The organism is Amycolatopsis sp. NBC_00345 (assembly GCF_036116635.1).
Taxonomy (GTDB): Bacteria; Actinomycetota; Actinomycetes; order Mycobacteriales; family Pseudonocardiaceae; genus Amycolatopsis.
The window spans coordinates 6,815,112-6,831,366 of the sequence record NZ_CP107995.1 but is presented as its reverse complement, the minus strand read 5'-3'; the positions used below and the strand labels follow the sequence as shown (position 1 = coordinate 6,831,366).

The following is a 16,255-nucleotide window of genomic DNA, read 5'->3' as shown; positions in this document are numbered from 1 at the left end:
GGGCGGCTCAGTGCAGCAGGCCTTGTGAGTGCAGGTCGTCGAAGATCAGTTGGTCGACCGCGGAAACGCGGGGGCGGTCGGCATAACCGAGCCACGCGAGTTCCGCTATTTCGCTGCTCGGCGTGAGCGTGCCGGTGTATTCGGCGGTGTAGCAGGTCATCCGCACCACCGTGCCGGACGCGCGGCCGTGCGCCTGCGCCTCCCACGCGCCGGCCGGGGAAATGGACGCGGGCACCAGCGCCACGGTCAGCTCCTCGGCGATTTCGCGCACCAGCGTCTCGACGTCCGACTCGCCCGGCTCGCGCTTGCCGCCGGGGAAGTACCAGGTGTCCTTGCCCTTCGACAGTGTGCTGAGGACCCGGCCGTCGACGAGGTGCAGCCAGGCGATCTTGTCGATCACGCGAGCGCCGCCAGTACCTCGTCGGTGGTCGCCACCGTGCCGAGCCGCGGGAAGATCTTCGTCAGCGACGACTCGTGCGAGATGTCCGAAAGCCCGGTCATCGCGTCGGACACCGCGATGGTCGTGTAACCGTGGTCCGCGGCGGCGCGCAGCGTCGACTCCACCCCGAACTCCGTGGCGATCCCGCCGAACACCACCGTGCGCACGCCGGCGTCGCGCAGGTGGGCGTGCAGGTCGGTGCCGTAGAAGCCGCCGATGGTCTGCTTGACCACCAGCTTCTCGCCGACGCGCGGCTTGATCTCGGGCAGCACGTCGTTGCCCTCGGCCAGCTCGCTGCCCGGCCGCACCGCCTGGATGATCACCACCTGGCCGCCGGCCTCGGCGAACGCGTCGCGCAGGCGCACGGCGTTCGCCACGACCTCCGGGCCGGACAGCGGGGTCGTCGGCAGGGCCACGATCCGCTCCTGCAGGTCGATGAGCAGGAGGGCGGAGGAGCCGGGGTCGATCTCGGTCATGACGCCGATCCTAGGCCCGCCCGGTGGTCGAGGTCGGCGAGGACGACGCGCAACAGGTCCGCCAGCTGGTCGCGCTGGGCCGGGGTGAGGGCCGAGACCAGCGTCTCCTCGTGTTCCAGCAGATCCGTGACAGTGCGTTCGATCAGCTCGTGCCCGGCCGCCGTCAGCTCGACGTGCACCGTGCGACGGTCCTCTGTGGACTTGACGCGGCGGACGTGGCCTTCGCGCTCGGCGCGGGCCGTCTGCTGGGAAATGGCGCCGGGGCTGACGCGGCAGCGCTTCGCCAGCTCGCCCGCCGTCAGCCGGTACGGCGGCCCCGCGCGGCGCAGCGTGCTCAGCAGCGTCCGCGTCGTCGCGTCCACGCCGAGCCGCAGCATGGTCGCGCGCCGGTCGTCCTCCAGCAGCTTCGCGATGTGCCAGATCCGCGTGATGACGCCGATCGACGCCACGGGCGCGCCCGGCTGCTCGCGCTGCCACGCGCGCTGGATCTCGTCGACCTCGTCGCTTGACGCGTTTTCCGGCTCGCGGGTACGGTCGTCCATGGAGATACTTTAACAGTAAAGGATGCATTTGATGAGTCGAGACGTCGTGGTGACCGGCGGGGGCACGGGAATCGGGTACGCGGTGGCTGCCCGGTTCGCGCGGGACGGCGACCGCGTCACGATCACCGGCCGCCGGGAGGGCGTGCTCACCGAGGCCGCGGCCCTGCTCGGGGCCAGGGCAGTGGTCTTCGACGCGGCCGATCCCACGGCGGTCGCGAACGCGCTGGGGGAACTGCCCGAAACCGTCGACGTGCTGGTCAACAACGCCGGGGGGAACACCGATTTCCTCCGTGACGACGATGCCGACCTGGCCGCGCTCGACGTCGCCTGGACCGCGAACTTCCGGGCCAACGTGTTCACCGCCGCGCTGATCACCTCGGGCCTGCGCGACCGGTTCGCCGACCACGGCCGTGTGATCACCATCGGCTCCATCGCCGCGCACACCGGCGGCGGCTCGTACGGCTGGGCGAAGGCCGCCGTCGAGGCGTGGAACACCGACGTCGGGCGCATGCTCGGCCCGCGCGGCATCACCGCGAACGTGGTGGCGCCCGGCCTGATCGTCGACACGGAGTTCTTCCACGGCAAGCTCACCGGCGAGCGCCGTGCCCGGCTGGTCGGCAATACGATGACCAAGCGCGCCGGCGTCCCGGAGGACGTCGCCGACGTGGTCGCGTTCCTCGCGAGCCCCGCCGCCGGCCACGTGACCGGGCAGGTGGTGCACGTCAACGGCGGCGCCCACTTAGGTCGCTGAGCCTCAGGTGGCTGAGCCGTCCCGGTACTAATCCGACCGAAAGCAGGCGGACACGGTCTGCGGCCGATCTGCTCGCAGGAACCCTTTCCGCCGTGGCTGCAGTCGGATCAGTACCGAATGGCGCAGTGCGCGGCGGCGACGCGCTTCGGCACGCACATCCGCCACGCGTCGAGGACCAGCTCGGCCATTTCGCCGGCCTCCAGCGCGGCGAGCCGCACGCGGACCCATTGGTAGCGCTCGTCGGACGGCTCGGGCGGCAGGAACTTCTCCGGCTCGCCCGCGACGAGCGCGTCCCGCTGCTCCCTCGGGAACGCGAAACCCATGGTCGTCTCGTCGCGGGAGAAGGCCAGGTAGACGCGGCTTCCCTGATATCTGTTGTCAGGAATGCTGATCAGGAAGGCGTTACGCGCAGCAGTTTGTCGTTGTCGCCGTTGGAAGTCGTCACGTACAGCGCGCCGTCCGGGCCGCTGCGCACGCCGCGCAGGCGGCCGAACTTGTCGTCGAACTCCTTCGGCAGGGTCACGCTCGTGACGTTCGCGGCGGCGTCGAGGTGCAGCAGCAGGAGCTTCTGGCCCTTCAGCGCGGCGACGGCCAGCGCGCCGTTGTTCACGCCCCACTGCTCACCGGTGAGGAACGCGTCGCCGCTCGTCGCCTCGGTGATCGAGCCGGTGGTCCACAGTGGATCCACGGCGTCCGGGAAGCGCTTCTTGTCCGTCATCGGCACGCTCTCGTCATAGGTCGTGTCGGTGCCGCCCTTGGACGGGTCCCAGCCGTAGTTCCCGCCGCGCTTGATCAGGTTGACCTCGTCGTCGAACGTCGGCCCGTGCTCCGAGGTGACCACCTGCCCGGTGCCGGGGCGGATGGCGACGCCCTGGATGTTGCGGTGGCCGTAGGTCCAGACCCGCCGCTCGTTCTCGTCGGCCGAGGAGAAGAACGGGTTGTCCGGCAACGGTTCCCCGGTCTTGGCGTTGATCCGCAGCACCTTGCCGCCGAGGCGGTGCCGGTCCTGCGAGACCGCCGGGTTCGCGGTGTCGCCGGTGCCGACGAGCAGCGCGCCGTCCGGGGCGAGCGTCGGGCGACAGCCGGAGTGCCGTCCGCTCGGGTTCACCGGCAGGCCGGTGAGCAGGTCGCGCACCTTCGCCGCGCTCGCGTCGTCGTCGGCCAGCCGCCAGGTGACCAGCCGGATGTCGACGGCCTTGCCGTTCTCCTGATGCGTCTGGCAGGTGGTGAACTCCCGCGACGACGCGAAGTCCGCGGCGAGCGCCAGCCCCATCAGACCGCCTTCGCCTTGCACGAGGACGTCGGAGAAGTCGGCGCGGACCTCGGTCGTCCGGCCGCCGCGCACCAGCGCCAGCCGGCCCGGGCGTTGCGTCACGAGCATGGCGCCGCCGGGCAGGAAGCCGATGTCCCAGCCGTGCTCCAGCCCGCCGGCCACCTCCTCGACGCGGAAGCCGCCGGCTGCCTGCGTGGTGGCCGGCGGCACTGGGGCGCTGGCCGGGGGCGGCTGGGCGGCCCCGGGCGGGCTGGAACAGGCGGAAGCGAACACCACGAGCGTCACGAGCAGGGCCGGTCCGGACAGGCGCATGGGTCCAGCATGCCGGACAAACCGGAAAGATCGCTGGTTTGTTCGCTGCGCGGACGGCCGGTCTGCTCACGGGCTGGGCCGCGCTGTGGGCTGGTTTCCGTTCGCGGGCAGGAAAGTCGACAGGTTCGGCCTCGCTGAGCCCCCTTGGCCCAGCTTCGCTACGCGGGTTGGCCTGCCCCGGTTCAGCTTCGCTATGCGGTCCGGTCTGACCCGGCTCAGCTCCGCTATCCGGTCCGGCCTGCTCCGGTTCTGCTTCGCTACGCGGGTTGGCCTGCTCCGGCTCAGCTCCGCTGTCCGGTCCGGCCCGGCTCAACTCCGCGAAGCCGCTGGCCCCGCTCGGCGATTCCGCATCGGAGCCGTGGAGCCGTGGAGCCGTTGCGCTGTCGAGCCGTCGAGCCGTTGCGCCGGGCGACCATGGACGCCCGGCTGCCGCTGATCGCGGCCATCGTCCCCACCCGCGTCCGCACCAGTTCCGCCGCATTTCCGCCGCGTGTTCACGCTCGGTCGCCACCGACCAGCCGGAGCCCCGCGAGGGGAGTTTCGCGGCCACCACGGCTGGTCACCCGGTTCCGCTGCGTGAGCGCCGGCGGCCGCCGATGTCGCGAGTGGCCCACTCGTGCGGTGAGCGGCATCTTGTCGGTGCCGGCACGTAGTCTGGGACAGTGACCGACGCTCCACTGTCCGGACTCCTCCAAGCCATCCTTCCCGACCCGGCCCTTCGCGGGGTCGTCGAGCGGGCGGGCGCCCCGTTGCTCGAGCTGCAGGGCCCCGTCGCCGCGCGCCAGCTGGTCGCCGCGGCCCTTGCCGAAGAACCCGGCGCGGGCGGCGCCGGCCGTCCCGTCCTCGTGGTCACCGCCACCGGGCGGGAGGCCGATGAGCTGACCACGTCGCTGTCGGCGCTGCTCGGCCGCGACCGGGTCGCCGACTTCCCGTCGTGGGAGACGCTGCCCCACGAACGCCTCTCGCCGCGCGCCGACACCGTCGGCAGGCGGCTGGAGGTGCTGCACCGCCTGCACACGGGCGAAGACGAGCTGAAGGTCGTCGTCTCGACCGTGCGCAGCCTGATCCAGCCGATGGCGCCGGGGCTCGGCTCACTGGCACCGGTCGACCTCGTGGTGGGCGAGGAGCAGAGCTTCGAAGGCCTGCTGGAGCGGCTCGTCGAGCTGGCCTACAGCCGGGTCGACATGGTCGAGAAGCGCGGCGAGTTCGCCGTGCGCGGCGGCATCCTCGACCTGTTCGGGCCCACCGCGCAGCACCCGGTCCGGATCGAGTTCTGGGGCGACGAGGTCAGCGAGATCCGCGCGTTCGCGGTGTCCGACCAGCGCTCGCTGCCCGGCGAGATCCGGCACGTCACCGCGCCGCCGTGCCGTGAGCTGCTGCTCACCGGCGCGGTCAAGGCGAAGGCCGCCGAGTTGGCGGGCACCTACGAGGCCGACGCGCACCTGGCCGAGATGCTCACCAAGCTCGCCGACGGCATCCCGGTGGAGGGCATGGAGGCGCTCATCCCGGTGCTCTGCGAGGACGAGCTGGAGCTGCTCACCGACGCGATGCCGCGGGGCAGCCACGTGCTGCTGGCCGACCCGGAGAAGATCCGCGCCCGCGCCGCCGACCTGGTGCGCACCGGCCAGGAGTTCCTGGAGGCGTCCTGGACCACCGCCGCGGCGGGCGGCCAGGCGCCGATCGACCTCGGCGCGTCGGCCTACCGCGACCTGGCCGGGATCGCCAAGCACGCACAGGAGACCCGGCGCTCCTGGTGGACCATCACCCAGCTGACCACCGAGGACCCGGACGTCTTCCGCGTCGCCGTCGAGCCCGCGCCCGCGTACCGGGGCGAGCTGGAGCGTGCGATGGCGGACCTGCGCGCACACGTCGCGTCGGGCGGCACCGGGGTGCTCGTGGTCGCCGGGCAGGGCACCGCGAGCCGCGCCGTCGAGCAGCTGACGGGCGCCGAGGTCCCGGCCACGCTGGCGGGCGACGGCCTCACGGCGGTCCCGCCGCCCGGCGTCGTCACGGTCACCTGCGGCGGCCTCTCCGACGGCTTCGTGTCGCCGGAGCGGGCGCTCGTCGTGCTGTCGGAGACCGACCTCACCGGCCGCGGCGCGAACGCCGGGGTGTCCACAAAGGACCTCAACGCCAAGATGCCGTCGCGGCGGCGCAACGCCGTCGACCCGCTCGCGCTGCGGGCCGGCGACTACGTGGTGCACGAGCAGCACGGCATCGGCCGGTTCGTGGAGATGGTGCAGCGCACCGTCGCCGGTGCCACGCGCGAGTACCTGCTGCTGGAGTACGGGTCGTCGAAGCGCGGCCAGCCGGGCGACCGGCTCTTCGTGCCCACCGACCAGCTCGACGAGGTCTCCCGCTACGTCGGCGGCGAGCTGCCCGCGCTGAACAAGCTGGGCGGCTCCGACTGGAAGAACACCAAGGCCAGGGCCAAGAAGGCGGTCAAGGAGATCGCCGCCGAGCTGGTCCAGCTCTACGCCGCGCGCCAGGCCGCGCCCGGTCACCCGTTCGGCCCGGACACGCCGTGGCAGGGCGAGCTGGAGGACGCGTTCCCGTTCGTCGAGACCAACGACCAGCTGGCCGCCATCGACGAGGTCAAGTCCGACATGGAGCGCGGCGTCCCGATGGACCGCGTGATCTGCGGCGACGTCGGCTACGGCAAGACCGAGATCGCCGTGCGCGCGGCGTTCAAGGCGGTGCAGGACGGCAAGCAGGTCGCCGTGCTCGTGCCCACCACGCTGCTCGCGCAGCAGCACCTGAACACGTTCGCCGAGCGCATGCAGTCGTTCCCGGTGACCATCAAGGGGCTCTCGCGGTTCACCAACAAGGCCGAGTCCGACATCGTCCTGGAGCAGCTGGCCGAGGGTGAGGTCGACATCGTGATCGGCACGCACCGCCTGCTGCAGACCGGGATCCGCTACAAGGACCTCGGCCTCGTGATCGTCGACGAGGAGCAGCGGTTCGGCGTCGAGCACAAGGAGCACATCAAGGCGCTGCGCACGCACGTCGACGTGCTCACGATGTCCGCCACGCCCATCCCGCGCACGCTGGAGATGTCGCTGGCGGGCATCCGCGAGATGTCCACCATCCTGACGCCGCCGGAGGACCGGCACCCGATCCTCACCTACGTCGGCTCGTACGACGACAAGCAGGTCGGCGCCGCCGTCCGCCGCGAGCTGCTGCGCGACGGCCAGGTGTTCTACGTGCACAACCGGGTTTCGTCGATCGAGAAGGCCGCGCGGCGCATCCGCGAGCTGGTGCCGGAGGCGCGGGTGGTGACCGCGCACGGGCAGATGAACGAGGACAAGCTCGAGAAGATCATCCAGGGCTTCTGGGAGAACGAGTACGACGTGCTGGTGTGCACCACCATCGTCGAGACCGGGCTGGACATCTCCAACGCCAACACGCTGATCGTCGAGCGTGGTGACCTGCTCGGGCTCGCGCAGCTGCACCAGCTGCGTGGCCGCGTCGGGCGTGGCCGCGAGCGCGGGTACGCGTACTTCCTGTACCCGCCGGAAGCGCCGCTGACCGAGACGGCGCACGACCGGCTCGCCACCATCGCGCAGAACACCGAGCTGGGCGCGGGCATGGCCGTCGCGATGAAGGACCTGGAGATCCGCGGCGCGGGCAACATCCTGGGCGCGGAGCAGTCCGGCCACATCGCGGGCGTCGGGTTCGACCTGTACGTGCGGCTCGTCGGCGAGGCCGTGGACGCGTTCCGCCGGCACGCCGGCGCCGAGCCCGCGGAGGACGACGAGCTGGCCGAGGTCCGCGTCGACCTCCCGGTGGACGCTCACATCCCGCACGACTACGTGCCGGGGGAGCGGCTGCGCCTGGAGGCCTACCGCAAGATCGCGGCGGCCCCGGACACCGCGGGCCTCGACGCGGTCCGCGAGGAACTCGTCGACCGCTACGGCCAGCCGCCCGCGCCGGTCACCCGCCTGCTCGCCGTGGCGGCCTTCCGCCACACCTGCCGCGCGGCGGGCGTCACGGAGGTCGCGGTGCAGGGCAATACGATCCGCTTCGCCCCCCTGCCGCTGGCCGACTCACAACTGGTCCGCCTCAAGCGCCTCTACCCCAAGGCGACCTACAAGGCCATCACGAACACCGTCTCGGTCCCCAAGCCGACCGAAGGCCCCGCCGGCGGCCGCATGGGCACCCCCACCCTCCGCGACGAACACCTGCTGGAGTGGTGCGCCAAACTCCTGACCCACCTGACCAAAACCCCGGCCGCCGTCTGACTGCTTGTGAGTGTTTATGACGGTTCTAACCGTCATAAACACTCACAAGCAGTTCCGTGGTGGCCAGCCGCATGCGGTGCTCGACCTCAGGGGTCGGCAGCGCGCCCGCGTCCGCCAGCGGCTGGGGCCGGGGGACGCGCGGCACCCGGGCGCCTGAGCCGCCGCCGCGGCCCGGGTAGACCAGCAGGCCGCGGTCCGGGTCGGGGACCGCGTCGAGGGCGGCCGTCACGGCCGGGAGGGCGCGGAAGCGGTCGCGCTGATGCTCGTTGGCGAACTCGATCTCCAGCGTCACGCCCCAGCGGTGCCCGTGCCACGTCCAGTGCCCGGCGCCGTTCGTCAGTGCCGCTTCGGTCAGGTCGTCGCCGTGTGCGCGCTTCCAGGCTTCGGCCGGGAACGTGCCGTCGAGGACCTCAATCGACAACCAAGAGTCCATTTATCGACAATACCGCGCAGGGTGCCAACATGGTGTTGCGTTTCGGGGGCGGGCATGTGAGAGGGTATGGCCTGTGATGCGGATCATGGGGCGCCCTCGCGCGTTGATTGCCGTTGTGGCCGGTGTGTTCCTGCTCGCCGGGTGTGGTGCCGGGCCCAGCCAGGTGAGCGCCGCGGCGATCATCGACGGCAAGGTCACCTCCATCGACCAGGTGCAGGACCTGCTGGACAAAGCGGTCCAGGAGCAGCCGTACGCCAAGCAGCTCGCGGCGCAGCACAAGCTCGACCTCGTCGGCCGGGAGATCGTGCGCCAGGCGCTGCTGCACGCGGCGGTCACCAAGGCGGCGCAGAAGGAGAACCTCTCCGCCGACCAGGACGCCATCGGCGCGGCCATGCTCCAGGACCCGCTGGCCGGGCCGCTGCCGCAGTCCATCACGCAGAACCAGGACGCCGCCGTCATGCAGCTCGTCTGGCGTGTGCGCGACCACCGCGAGGCGCTGACCGACCAGTACCTCGAGCAGAAGCTCGCGATCAAGTACCTGCCGACGCTGACGGTCAACTTCGACTACACCACCGTCGGCGCGCCGAGCGCCGACGGCACGGCGTCCTCGGCCGACCCCGCCACCGCGCGCACCGACGCCATCGCCAAGGCGCGGCAGTTCGCCGCCAACCCGAAGGCCGTGACGGGCGAGATCCAGAGCGGCGCGCAGGGCGGGGTCGAGGGCAACGTCGGCACGCAGGTGCCCGCGCTGTCGTCGCCGCAGGACGCCACGACGGTGCTGTTCGGCGTGCCGGCCAACACCGTGATCGCGTTCCAGCCGAACCCGGCCAGCAACCCGACGTGGGTCGTCGCGGTCGTGCGCCAGCGCACCACCGGCAAGCCCGTCGCCACCGACCAGGCGCAGCAGCCGACGCCGGACCAGCTCGGCGGCATCGGCGTCCGTCTGCTGCAGCCGTACGTCGGCGACGTCGACTACCGCATCAACCCGCGTTACGGCGTGTGGGACGCCGTGGGCATGGACCTCGCGCCGAACGCCAACGCGACCCAGGGGCTCGTGCTGCCGCTGCCGGGCGCCGCCCCGGCCCAGCAGTGACCGGCTCCGTAGTCGTAGTCGCCCGAGGGGCGACGCTCCCGGCCGCCGCGGTTCCGCTCCTGCGCACCGCGGCGGCGGTGTACGCGGGGTCGGACGTGGACGCCGCCGCGTTCGGCCTGCCGCCGGTCACCGAAGCGCCGCCCGGGCGCGACATGGTGCTCGTCGTGGGCTCGCTCGCCGAGCCGACGGCTGCCGCGCTGACGGCGGCCGGGGCGCGGGTGCTGCAGGCGCCGGCCGACCCGCTCGTCGAGGCCGTGCTGGTGATGGACCGGTTGCGCTCGCCCGGCGGCTGCCCGTGGGACGCCGTGCAGACGCACGACTCGATGCGCACGTACCTCGTCGAGGAGACCTACGAGCTGCTTGAGGCCATCGAGGAGAACGACCGCGCGGCCCTGCGCGAGGAACTCGGCGACGTCCTGCTGCAGGTGCTCTTCCACGCGCGCGTGGCCGCCGAAGACCCGCGGGACCCGTTCACGATCGACGACGTGGCGAGTGAGCTCGTCGCCAAGCTCGTCGGCCGTCACCCCAACGTCTTCGCCGACGCCGCCAAGGTGTCCACGGCCGAGCACCAGGAACTGAAGTGGGAAGAGCTCAAGCAGGCCGAGAAGCAGCGTAAGTCCATTGTGGACGGCGTGGCGCTCGGCCAGCCCGCGGTGGCGCTCGCCGGGAAGCTCGGCCAGCGCAGCGGCCGCGCCGGCATCCCGCTGGACCTGTTCCCCGACGGCACCGACCCCGCGTCCCAGCTGTTCCGCACGGCGGCCACGGCGCGCCGCGCGGGCATCGACCCCGAGAGCGAGCTCCGGGCGGTCGCGAAGCAGTTCGCGCGCGACCTCCGCGCGGCCGAGGACGCCGCGCGCGCCGAGGGCGTCGAGCCCACCACCCTCGAGGCCGACGGCTGGCGCAAGTTCTGGCCCGACGTCACCTGAGCTGTGACACAGCACACATCCGGGTGAGAACCGGATCGCGGTCACCGGCGTCTTGCCTGGTGTGAAGCACAAGCCACCAGCGGAGGCGGACGAGGAGCAACTCGTCCGCCGGACGGCGCGGGGTGACCGGGCGGCGTTCGAAGAGTTCTACCGCCGTACGTCGCCCTGGCTCGCCGTGCGCCTGCGCCGCCGATGCGCCGACGAACAGGTCGTCGCGGAGGTCATGCAGGAGACCTATCTGGCCGTCTGGCGGGCCGCGGGCTCGTTCTCGGGCGCCGCGGCCGGCGGGACGGCCGTCGGGTGGGTGTGGACGATCGCCGCCCGGAGACTGGTCGACGCGTTCCGCCGCCGGGCGCACCACGCGCAGCTGCCACCGGCTGTGAACGTCGCGACGGTGGCCCCCGCCGCCGAGGAGGAGGCGCTGGCCGGAACGGTCGGCGACTACGTCGGTGACGCCCTGCGCGCGCTGGCACCCGAGCTGCGTCAGGTTCTGCAGGCGATGGTGCTCGACGGGCTGTCCGTCCGCGAGACGTCCGTCCTGCTCGGGCTCCCGGAAGGAACTGTGAAAACACGGGCGCGCCGTGCGCGGATCGCCATGCGAGAGGCACTGTCATGAACCACGTCTCCGAACAGCTGCTCACCGGCTACCTCCACGGGCACGACCTGCCCGCCGACCAGGCCTGGGCGGTCGAAGCCCACCTGGAGCTGTGCGGCGCCTGCCGCGGCCGGCTCTCCGCACTGTCCACACCGGACGTCTCGGCGCTGGTCGATGGCGTGTGGGCGGACCTCGAACCGAGGCTCGCGTCGCGTCCGCAGCCGGCACCCAGCCGGTTCCGGGCACTGCTGCACAGCTGGACGACGCCGGTGATGCTGCCGTGGCTCCTGATGGTGCTGCTGGTCTCGCTCATCTCGGTGTGGCTGGACTGGGGGAACTTCTGGCACGGGTCGTTCGTGCAGCTGTTCGCGCCGGTGCTGCCGGTGCTGGGCGTGGCCGCTTCGTGGTCGGGCGGGCTGGACCCGGCCTACGAGCTGGTCACCGCGACCCCGCGGGCCGGGCTGGACCTGGTGCTGCGCCGGACCACCGCGGTGCTGGTGGCCGTGCTGCCGGTGCTGCTGATCGCGGGCCGGCTCACCGGGTCGTCGGTGGGGCTGTGGCTGCTGCCGAGCCTCGCGTTCACCGCGGGGACGCTCGCGCTCGGGGTGCTGATCGGAGTGGAGCGCGCCGCCGTGTCGCTGGTGGTGGTGTGGATGGCCGTGCTCGTGGTGCCCACGCTGGCGACGGGTGCTTCGTTCGCCCTGCAGGCCGGGGCCGTCCCCGTCTGGGGCGGGATCTTCGCGCTGACTGTGCTGGTGCTGGTGCTCCGCCGTAGCTCCTTCACGCGGCTCATCGCTTATCAATAGGGAATGAGGGGACAATGGACATGCGGGCAGTCGAAGCCGCTGAGGTCGCTCCGTCGACCTATGCCTGGGAAATCCAAGCCAAGGCGCTGAAAGTACGAGTGGGCCGGAAGAAAATGGCCGTCGACGGCCTCGACCTCTCACTGGGAACGGGCGTGCACGGGCTGCTCGGGCCCAACGGGGCCGGCAAGACCACGCTGATCCGGACGCTGGCGACGGTGCTCCGGCCGACCGAAGGCGATCTGACGCTGCTCGGTGAGTCCGTCGGGGGACACATCGACCAGCGCGGCCTGCGCCGGCGGATCGGCTACCTGCCGCAGACGTTCGGCTACTACAAGCGCTTCACCGTGCGCGAGTTCGTCGAGTACCTGGCGTGGCTCAAGGAGATGTCCAAAAAGGACATCCCGGGAGCGGTGCAGCGGGCGATCGAGCGCGTCGGCCTCGCCGACCGCGCGGACGACAAGCTGAAGACGCTTTCGGGCGGCATGGTCCGCCGGGTCGGGATCGCCCAGGCGATCGTCAACGACCCGCAGGTCCTGCTGCTCGACGAGCCCACCGCCGGGCTCGACCCGGCGCAGCGCGTGCGGTTCCGCGAGCTGATGCAGCAGATCGGCCAGGACGCGTGCGTGGTCGTCTCGACGCACCTCGTGGAGGACGTGGCCACGGCCTGCACCGACGTGGTCCTGTTCGCCGAGGGCAAGCTGGTCTTCCAGGGCACGCCCGACCAGCTGGCCGCGGCGGGCGGGCCGCAGCACGTCGGCGACAGCCCGATCGAGCGCGGCTACTCCGCCCTGCTGAACCACGAGCGTGGCCGGGAGGCGTGGTGAACGTCTTGCGGACCGAGCTGCGGCGCACGATCGCGCCGTGGCTGACCCTGGCGGTGCTGGTCGTCGGGCTGGGGTTCTTCTTCGCCTTCGTCCACAAGGGCCCGTGGTTCAAGGAACCGGCGGCCTGGGACGGGCAATGGACGTCCTCGGTGCTGTGGACGCGTTACCTGCTGATGCTGCTGTGGCCGATCATCGTCGGCGCCTCGGCGATCCAGGGCATGCGCGACAGCCGGTCCGGCACCGGGGAGCTGCTCGAAACGATGCCGCGCCCGGCCCGGCACCGCATGACGAAGCTGAGCCTCGCGCTGGGCATCGCGGCCGTGCTGGCGTACGTCGTCATCTTGCTGACCGGGCTGGTGCAAGTGGTGGCGCACGACGGGCTGTTCACCTTCAGCTGGGTGCTGCCCGCGCTGGTCGGGCTGGTGGCGGTGATCGCCGGGGTCGGGCTGGGCCTCGGCGTCGGGCGGATGCTGCCGAACCCGGTCACCGCTCCCGCGCTCGCCGTGCTGGCACTGGTGGCCTGCGTGCTGTTGCAGATTTCGAGCGACCAGAGCAGCATCGGCGGGCTGCTGCCGAACCGGCTGACCCAGCTGGGGGTCGCGCCGCAGGAACCGCGCAGCCCATTCCTCGTGCCGACGGTGACCATCAGCGTCGGACAGCTGTGCTGGCTGGCCGGTCTGGCCGCCACGGGGTTCCTGCTGTTCTCCGCGTCGACGGTGCGGCGGCGGCTGCTCGCGCTGCTGCCGGTGGTGGCCGGCCTGGCGATCGCCCTCCCGCTGTTCCCTTCGTCGCCGGCCGGCAACCTGACCGTCGACCAGGCGACCGCCGCCCCGGTGTGCGACGGCCCGGTGTGCGTCACGAAGATGCACGCGGATCGACTGTCCACTGTGGCCGGACTGGGCAAGGAAGCCCTGCAGTTGCTGGCGAAGATCCCCGGCGCGCCGACCAGTCTGATGGAGTCGACCGACGCGTACCGGACGACCGCCCGGCTCGTCGGCCCGCAGGACCCGTCGAAGATCATCGTGAACTTCGACGACTTCAGCTACTACCACAAGCAGGGCAAGGACTTCGTCTACCAGCTCGTCGCCGGCGGCGGGACCCAGGCCTGCGGTGGCCCGAGCTACGGCGGCGACCGGGAGAACCGGGAGGATGCCGCTCGCTGGGTGGTCGCCGGATGGGTGGTCGGCGACCTCAAGCCTCCTCCGACCGACGCTTACCTGCAGTGGCCGGAGCTGGCGAAGCAGACGTGGGCGGGCCTGCAGGCCTTGCCGCCGCAGGAACAGGTGGCCCGGGTCGTCGCCTCCAGGCAGGCCGAGCTGAGCTGCCAGGGTGACGCGCTGACCGCTCTTACCCAGGAGGCCGGGCGATGAGATGGATGACGCTGTACGCGCGGTCGCGGCAGATGCCCGCTTCGCTGCTGGCGCTGGTGGTCTGCACGGTCGGGATCCGGCTGGCGGTCGGGAACCAGTGGTCCCTCTTCTTCGTCACGCTCACGCTCGCCGCGGCCGTCGCGGTGTCGGCCACCGGGCTCAGCGGCCAGGACATCGAGCTGGACCGGACCGCCGCGTTCAACTGGCTGCCCCGGCGGCTCGGGCACATCCTGCTGATCGGGGTGCTCGCGGGCGGGGTGCTGCTGCTGGTGCAGGCGCCGGGTGACACACAGGTGGCCACGTCGGCGGTGCTGCGCGACGGCGCGGGCCTGCTCGGCCTCGCCGGTCTGGCCGCGACCCTGTTCGGCGGCCAGTTCGGCTGGACGTTCCCGCTCCTGTGGACCGTGGTGGCCCTGTTCGTGCCGGACCCCGACCCCACGGCGGTTTCGGGCGCGGTCGCGTGGCCGCTGCTGTCCACAGAAGCCCCGCTCGGCTGGTGGATGGCGGGGATCCTGTTCGGCGTCGGCACCGCTGCTTACACACTGGTGGGCGCCCGCCGATGAGGGCACGCCCCGGCCGCCGTACCGCCCCCGGGCCGGTGCGGCGGCCGACGCGCGTCAGACGTTCCGGTTGTTCGGCTTCATCTCGAGGGGCTCGCGGTCCGGGTCGTCGATGCCCATGCTGATGATCCGTTCGGGGTGGATGCGGATCACGGCGCCGTCGAGGTGGCCGTCGGTCTCGAAGACGTCGGTGATCACCTCGGCGTGGCCCCTGATCTCCAGGCAGCGCACGCGCATCGGCTCCAGCGACGGCCGGTCGTCGATGACAAACGCGACCCGGCCGTTGGCCGCGACGTTGCGGTACTTCCGGCTCCGCGTCAGGTTGTAGCCGGTGACGTCGATGGCCTTGGCTTCGGCGTTGTAGGTGAACGCGACGGGGCTGACCTGCAGGGTCCCGCCCGGCTGCTGGGTGGCGATCCGGCCAAGGCCCTGCTCGGCCAGGTAGGCGATTTCGGCTTCGGTGAACATGTCACCCAGCTTGCAAGTTCAAGGGCACTTGAAGTCAACCCGCGTTTGGAGCGAGTTGCCGGACCCGCGGGACGACGTGCTCGGCGAACCGGCGCATCTCCGCCTCGAACGGCTGGAACTGCAGCATGAACGTCTCGATGCCGAGGTCGGCCCACTCGCGGATGCGGCGCGCGACCGTGTCGTAGCTGCCGACGAGGCCGGCCGCGGTGCCGCCGTTGGTGCCGATGTGGGGGTACTTCGCGAAGGTCTGGAACATCACGGCCTTCGGGTCGGCGTCGGCGACGAGGGCTTCCCAGCGTGCCTTGCCGGCTTCCGCGAGTTCCCACAGCGCGGCCAGTTCCGCCTCGGCCTCGGCGTCCGTCTCGCGCGCGACCACGAAGGCGGACAGCCCGAACCGGACCGGGTCGCCCTCCCTCGGCCGCGCGGCGACGTCGGTGATCAGCCGCTCGACCTCGGCGCGGGGCTGGCCGTTGATGAACCACACGTCGGCCTTGTCCGCGACCAGCGCGCGGGCCGGGTCCGACTCGCCGCCGACGTACACCGTGGGGCGCGTGCGCGTCGCGTCGATCGGGCGCAGCTGGTAGTCCTCGACGTGGAAGTACTTGCCCTGGAAGGAAACGCGCTCGCCGTTCAGCAGCCCGCGCACGACGGTGATCCACTCACGGCCGTAGGCGTAACGCTCGTCGTGCTCGGCGAACGGGATGCCGGCGCGTTCCAGCTCGGGCTTGAACCACGCGTTGACCAGGTTCAGGCCGAAGCGCCCGCCGCTGATCTGCTCGATCTGCAGCGCCTGCTTCGCGAGCACCACGGGGTGCACCAGGTACGGCTTGATGGCGGCGATGATCTCGATCCGCTCGGTCAGCGCGGCGAGCGCCGCCGCCGACGTCCAGGTCTCCAGCTGGTCCAGCTCGTCGCCGAACGGGTTCACCAGGTGCTGCGCGATCAGCGTGGAGTCGAAGCCGAGCCGGTCCGCTTCGAGGATCAGCCGCTTGTTCCGCTCCCAGCTCGCGTCCACCGGGTCGTCCGGGTGGTCGAACGGCCCCCACGACCCGTAGACGACCGCCCAGACACCGAACCGCGGATGCGCCACACCGGCCACGACGGGACTCCCTTGCCTCGGAAGACGTCAGCGTGGGTCGGGTACGG

Annotated in this window: 17 protein-coding genes; 9 read left to right on the top strand and 8 right to left on the bottom strand. The window is 71.6% G+C overall.

The window, feature by feature from the left end:
* Nucleotides 1–7: 7 nt before the first annotated feature.
* From OG943_RS30590 to OG943_RS30580, 3 genes are read right to left on the bottom strand one after another with little or no spacing between them, the layout of a single operon-like run.
* Entirely contained in the window at nucleotides 8–400 is a 393-nt protein-coding gene (locus OG943_RS30590; protein ID WP_328604382.1) for an NUDIX hydrolase, read from the bottom strand.
* Entirely contained in the window at nucleotides 397–915 is a 519-nt protein-coding gene (locus OG943_RS30585; RefSeq protein ID WP_328604381.1) for an isochorismatase family protein, read from the bottom strand. Before OG943_RS30585 ends, OG943_RS30590 begins: the two co-directional genes overlap by 4 nt.
* On the bottom strand, nucleotides 912–1,457 hold the full coding sequence (locus OG943_RS30580; protein ID WP_328604380.1) for a MarR family winged helix-turn-helix transcriptional regulator: 546 nt from the start codon (nucleotides 1,455–1,457) through the stop codon (nucleotides 912–914). The genes OG943_RS30585 and OG943_RS30580 overlap by 4 nt, the downstream gene beginning before the upstream one ends.
* A 31-nt stretch (nucleotides 1,458–1,488) precedes the next feature.
* On the opposite strand from OG943_RS30580, the gene OG943_RS30575 reads away from it, so the two are divergent.
* A complete protein-coding gene (locus OG943_RS30575) occupies nucleotides 1,489–2,208 on the top strand; it encodes an SDR family NAD(P)-dependent oxidoreductase (RefSeq protein WP_328604379.1) in 720 nt (239 codons plus the stop codon).
* Nucleotides 2,209–2,315: 107 nt separating this feature from the next.
* Here the strand turns inward: OG943_RS30575 and OG943_RS30570 are convergent, their stop codons facing one another.
* Both OG943_RS30570 and OG943_RS30565 read right to left on the bottom strand, forming a co-directional pair.
* On the bottom strand, nucleotides 2,316–2,531 hold the full coding sequence (locus OG943_RS30570; protein WP_328604378.1) for a hypothetical protein: 216 nt from the start codon (nucleotides 2,529–2,531) through the stop codon (nucleotides 2,316–2,318).
* Between the two features lie 68 nt (nucleotides 2,532–2,599).
* On the bottom strand, nucleotides 2,600–3,793 hold the full coding sequence (locus tag OG943_RS30565; protein WP_328604377.1) for a PQQ-dependent sugar dehydrogenase: 1,194 nt from the start codon (nucleotides 3,791–3,793) through the stop codon (nucleotides 2,600–2,602).
* Nucleotides 3,794–4,470: 677 nt separating this feature from the next.
* On the opposite strand from OG943_RS30565, the gene mfd reads away from it, so the two are divergent.
* A complete protein-coding gene (gene mfd / locus OG943_RS30560) occupies nucleotides 4,471–8,034 on the top strand; it encodes a transcription-repair coupling factor (RefSeq protein ID WP_328612194.1) in 3,564 nt (1,187 codons plus the stop codon).
* Between the two features lie 25 nt (nucleotides 8,035–8,059).
* On the opposite strand, the gene OG943_RS30555 is transcribed toward mfd, so the two are convergent.
* Entirely contained in the window at nucleotides 8,060–8,467 is a 408-nt protein-coding gene (locus OG943_RS30555) for a hypothetical protein (RefSeq protein ID WP_328604376.1), read from the bottom strand.
* 85 nt (nucleotides 8,468–8,552) lie between these two features.
* Here OG943_RS30555 and OG943_RS30550 point away from each other — a divergent pair, with 85 nt between their 5' ends.
* The 7 genes from OG943_RS30550 to OG943_RS30520 all read left to right on the top strand — a co-directional run bounded on the left by OG943_RS30550 (nucleotide 8,553) and on the right by OG943_RS30520 (nucleotide 14,644).
* On the top strand, nucleotides 8,553–9,560 hold the full coding sequence (locus OG943_RS30550) for a hypothetical protein (RefSeq protein ID WP_328604375.1): 1,008 nt from the start codon (nucleotides 8,553–8,555) through the stop codon (nucleotides 9,558–9,560).
* On the top strand, nucleotides 9,557–10,486 hold the full coding sequence (locus tag OG943_RS30545) for a MazG family protein (protein ID WP_328604374.1): 930 nt from the start codon (nucleotides 9,557–9,559) through the stop codon (nucleotides 10,484–10,486). The genes OG943_RS30550 and OG943_RS30545 overlap by 4 nt, the downstream gene beginning before the upstream one ends.
* Before the next feature lie 61 nt (nucleotides 10,487–10,547).
* Nucleotides 10,548–11,102: an RNA polymerase sigma factor gene (locus OG943_RS30540; protein WP_328604373.1), complete on the top strand. Its 555-nt coding sequence runs from the start codon at nucleotides 10,548–10,550 to the stop codon at nucleotides 11,100–11,102.
* Nucleotides 11,099–11,887, top strand: coding sequence for a zf-HC2 domain-containing protein (locus OG943_RS30535; RefSeq protein ID WP_328604372.1), 789 nt, complete (start codon nucleotides 11,099–11,101; stop codon nucleotides 11,885–11,887). Before OG943_RS30540 ends, OG943_RS30535 begins: the two co-directional genes overlap by 4 nt.
* Nucleotides 11,888–11,907: 20 nt before the next feature.
* Nucleotides 11,908–12,711: an ABC transporter ATP-binding protein gene (locus tag OG943_RS30530; protein WP_328604371.1), complete on the top strand. Its 804-nt coding sequence runs from the start codon at nucleotides 11,908–11,910 to the stop codon at nucleotides 12,709–12,711.
* Nucleotides 12,708–14,081: a hypothetical protein gene (locus OG943_RS30525; protein WP_328604370.1), complete on the top strand. Its 1,374-nt coding sequence runs from the start codon at nucleotides 12,708–12,710 to the stop codon at nucleotides 14,079–14,081. The genes OG943_RS30530 and OG943_RS30525 overlap by 4 nt, the downstream gene beginning before the upstream one ends.
* Entirely contained in the window at nucleotides 14,078–14,644 is a 567-nt protein-coding gene (locus OG943_RS30520; RefSeq protein WP_328604369.1) for a hypothetical protein, read from the top strand. Before OG943_RS30525 ends, OG943_RS30520 begins: the two co-directional genes overlap by 4 nt.
* 54 nt (nucleotides 14,645–14,698) lie before the next feature.
* Here the strand turns inward: OG943_RS30520 and OG943_RS30515 are convergent, their stop codons facing one another.
* Together OG943_RS30515 and OG943_RS30510 are read right to left on the bottom strand one after the other, a co-directional pair.
* Entirely contained in the window at nucleotides 14,699–15,109 is a 411-nt protein-coding gene (locus OG943_RS30515; RefSeq protein WP_328604368.1) for a PPOX class F420-dependent oxidoreductase, read from the bottom strand.
* A 34-nt stretch (nucleotides 15,110–15,143) separates the two neighbouring features.
* Nucleotides 15,144–16,208 carry an LLM class flavin-dependent oxidoreductase gene (locus OG943_RS30510; protein WP_328604367.1) on the bottom strand — a complete coding sequence of 355 codons (1,065 nt, stop codon included), beginning with the start codon at nucleotides 16,206–16,208 and terminating at the stop codon, nucleotides 15,144–15,146.
* Nucleotides 16,209–16,255 lie beyond the last annotated feature (47 nt).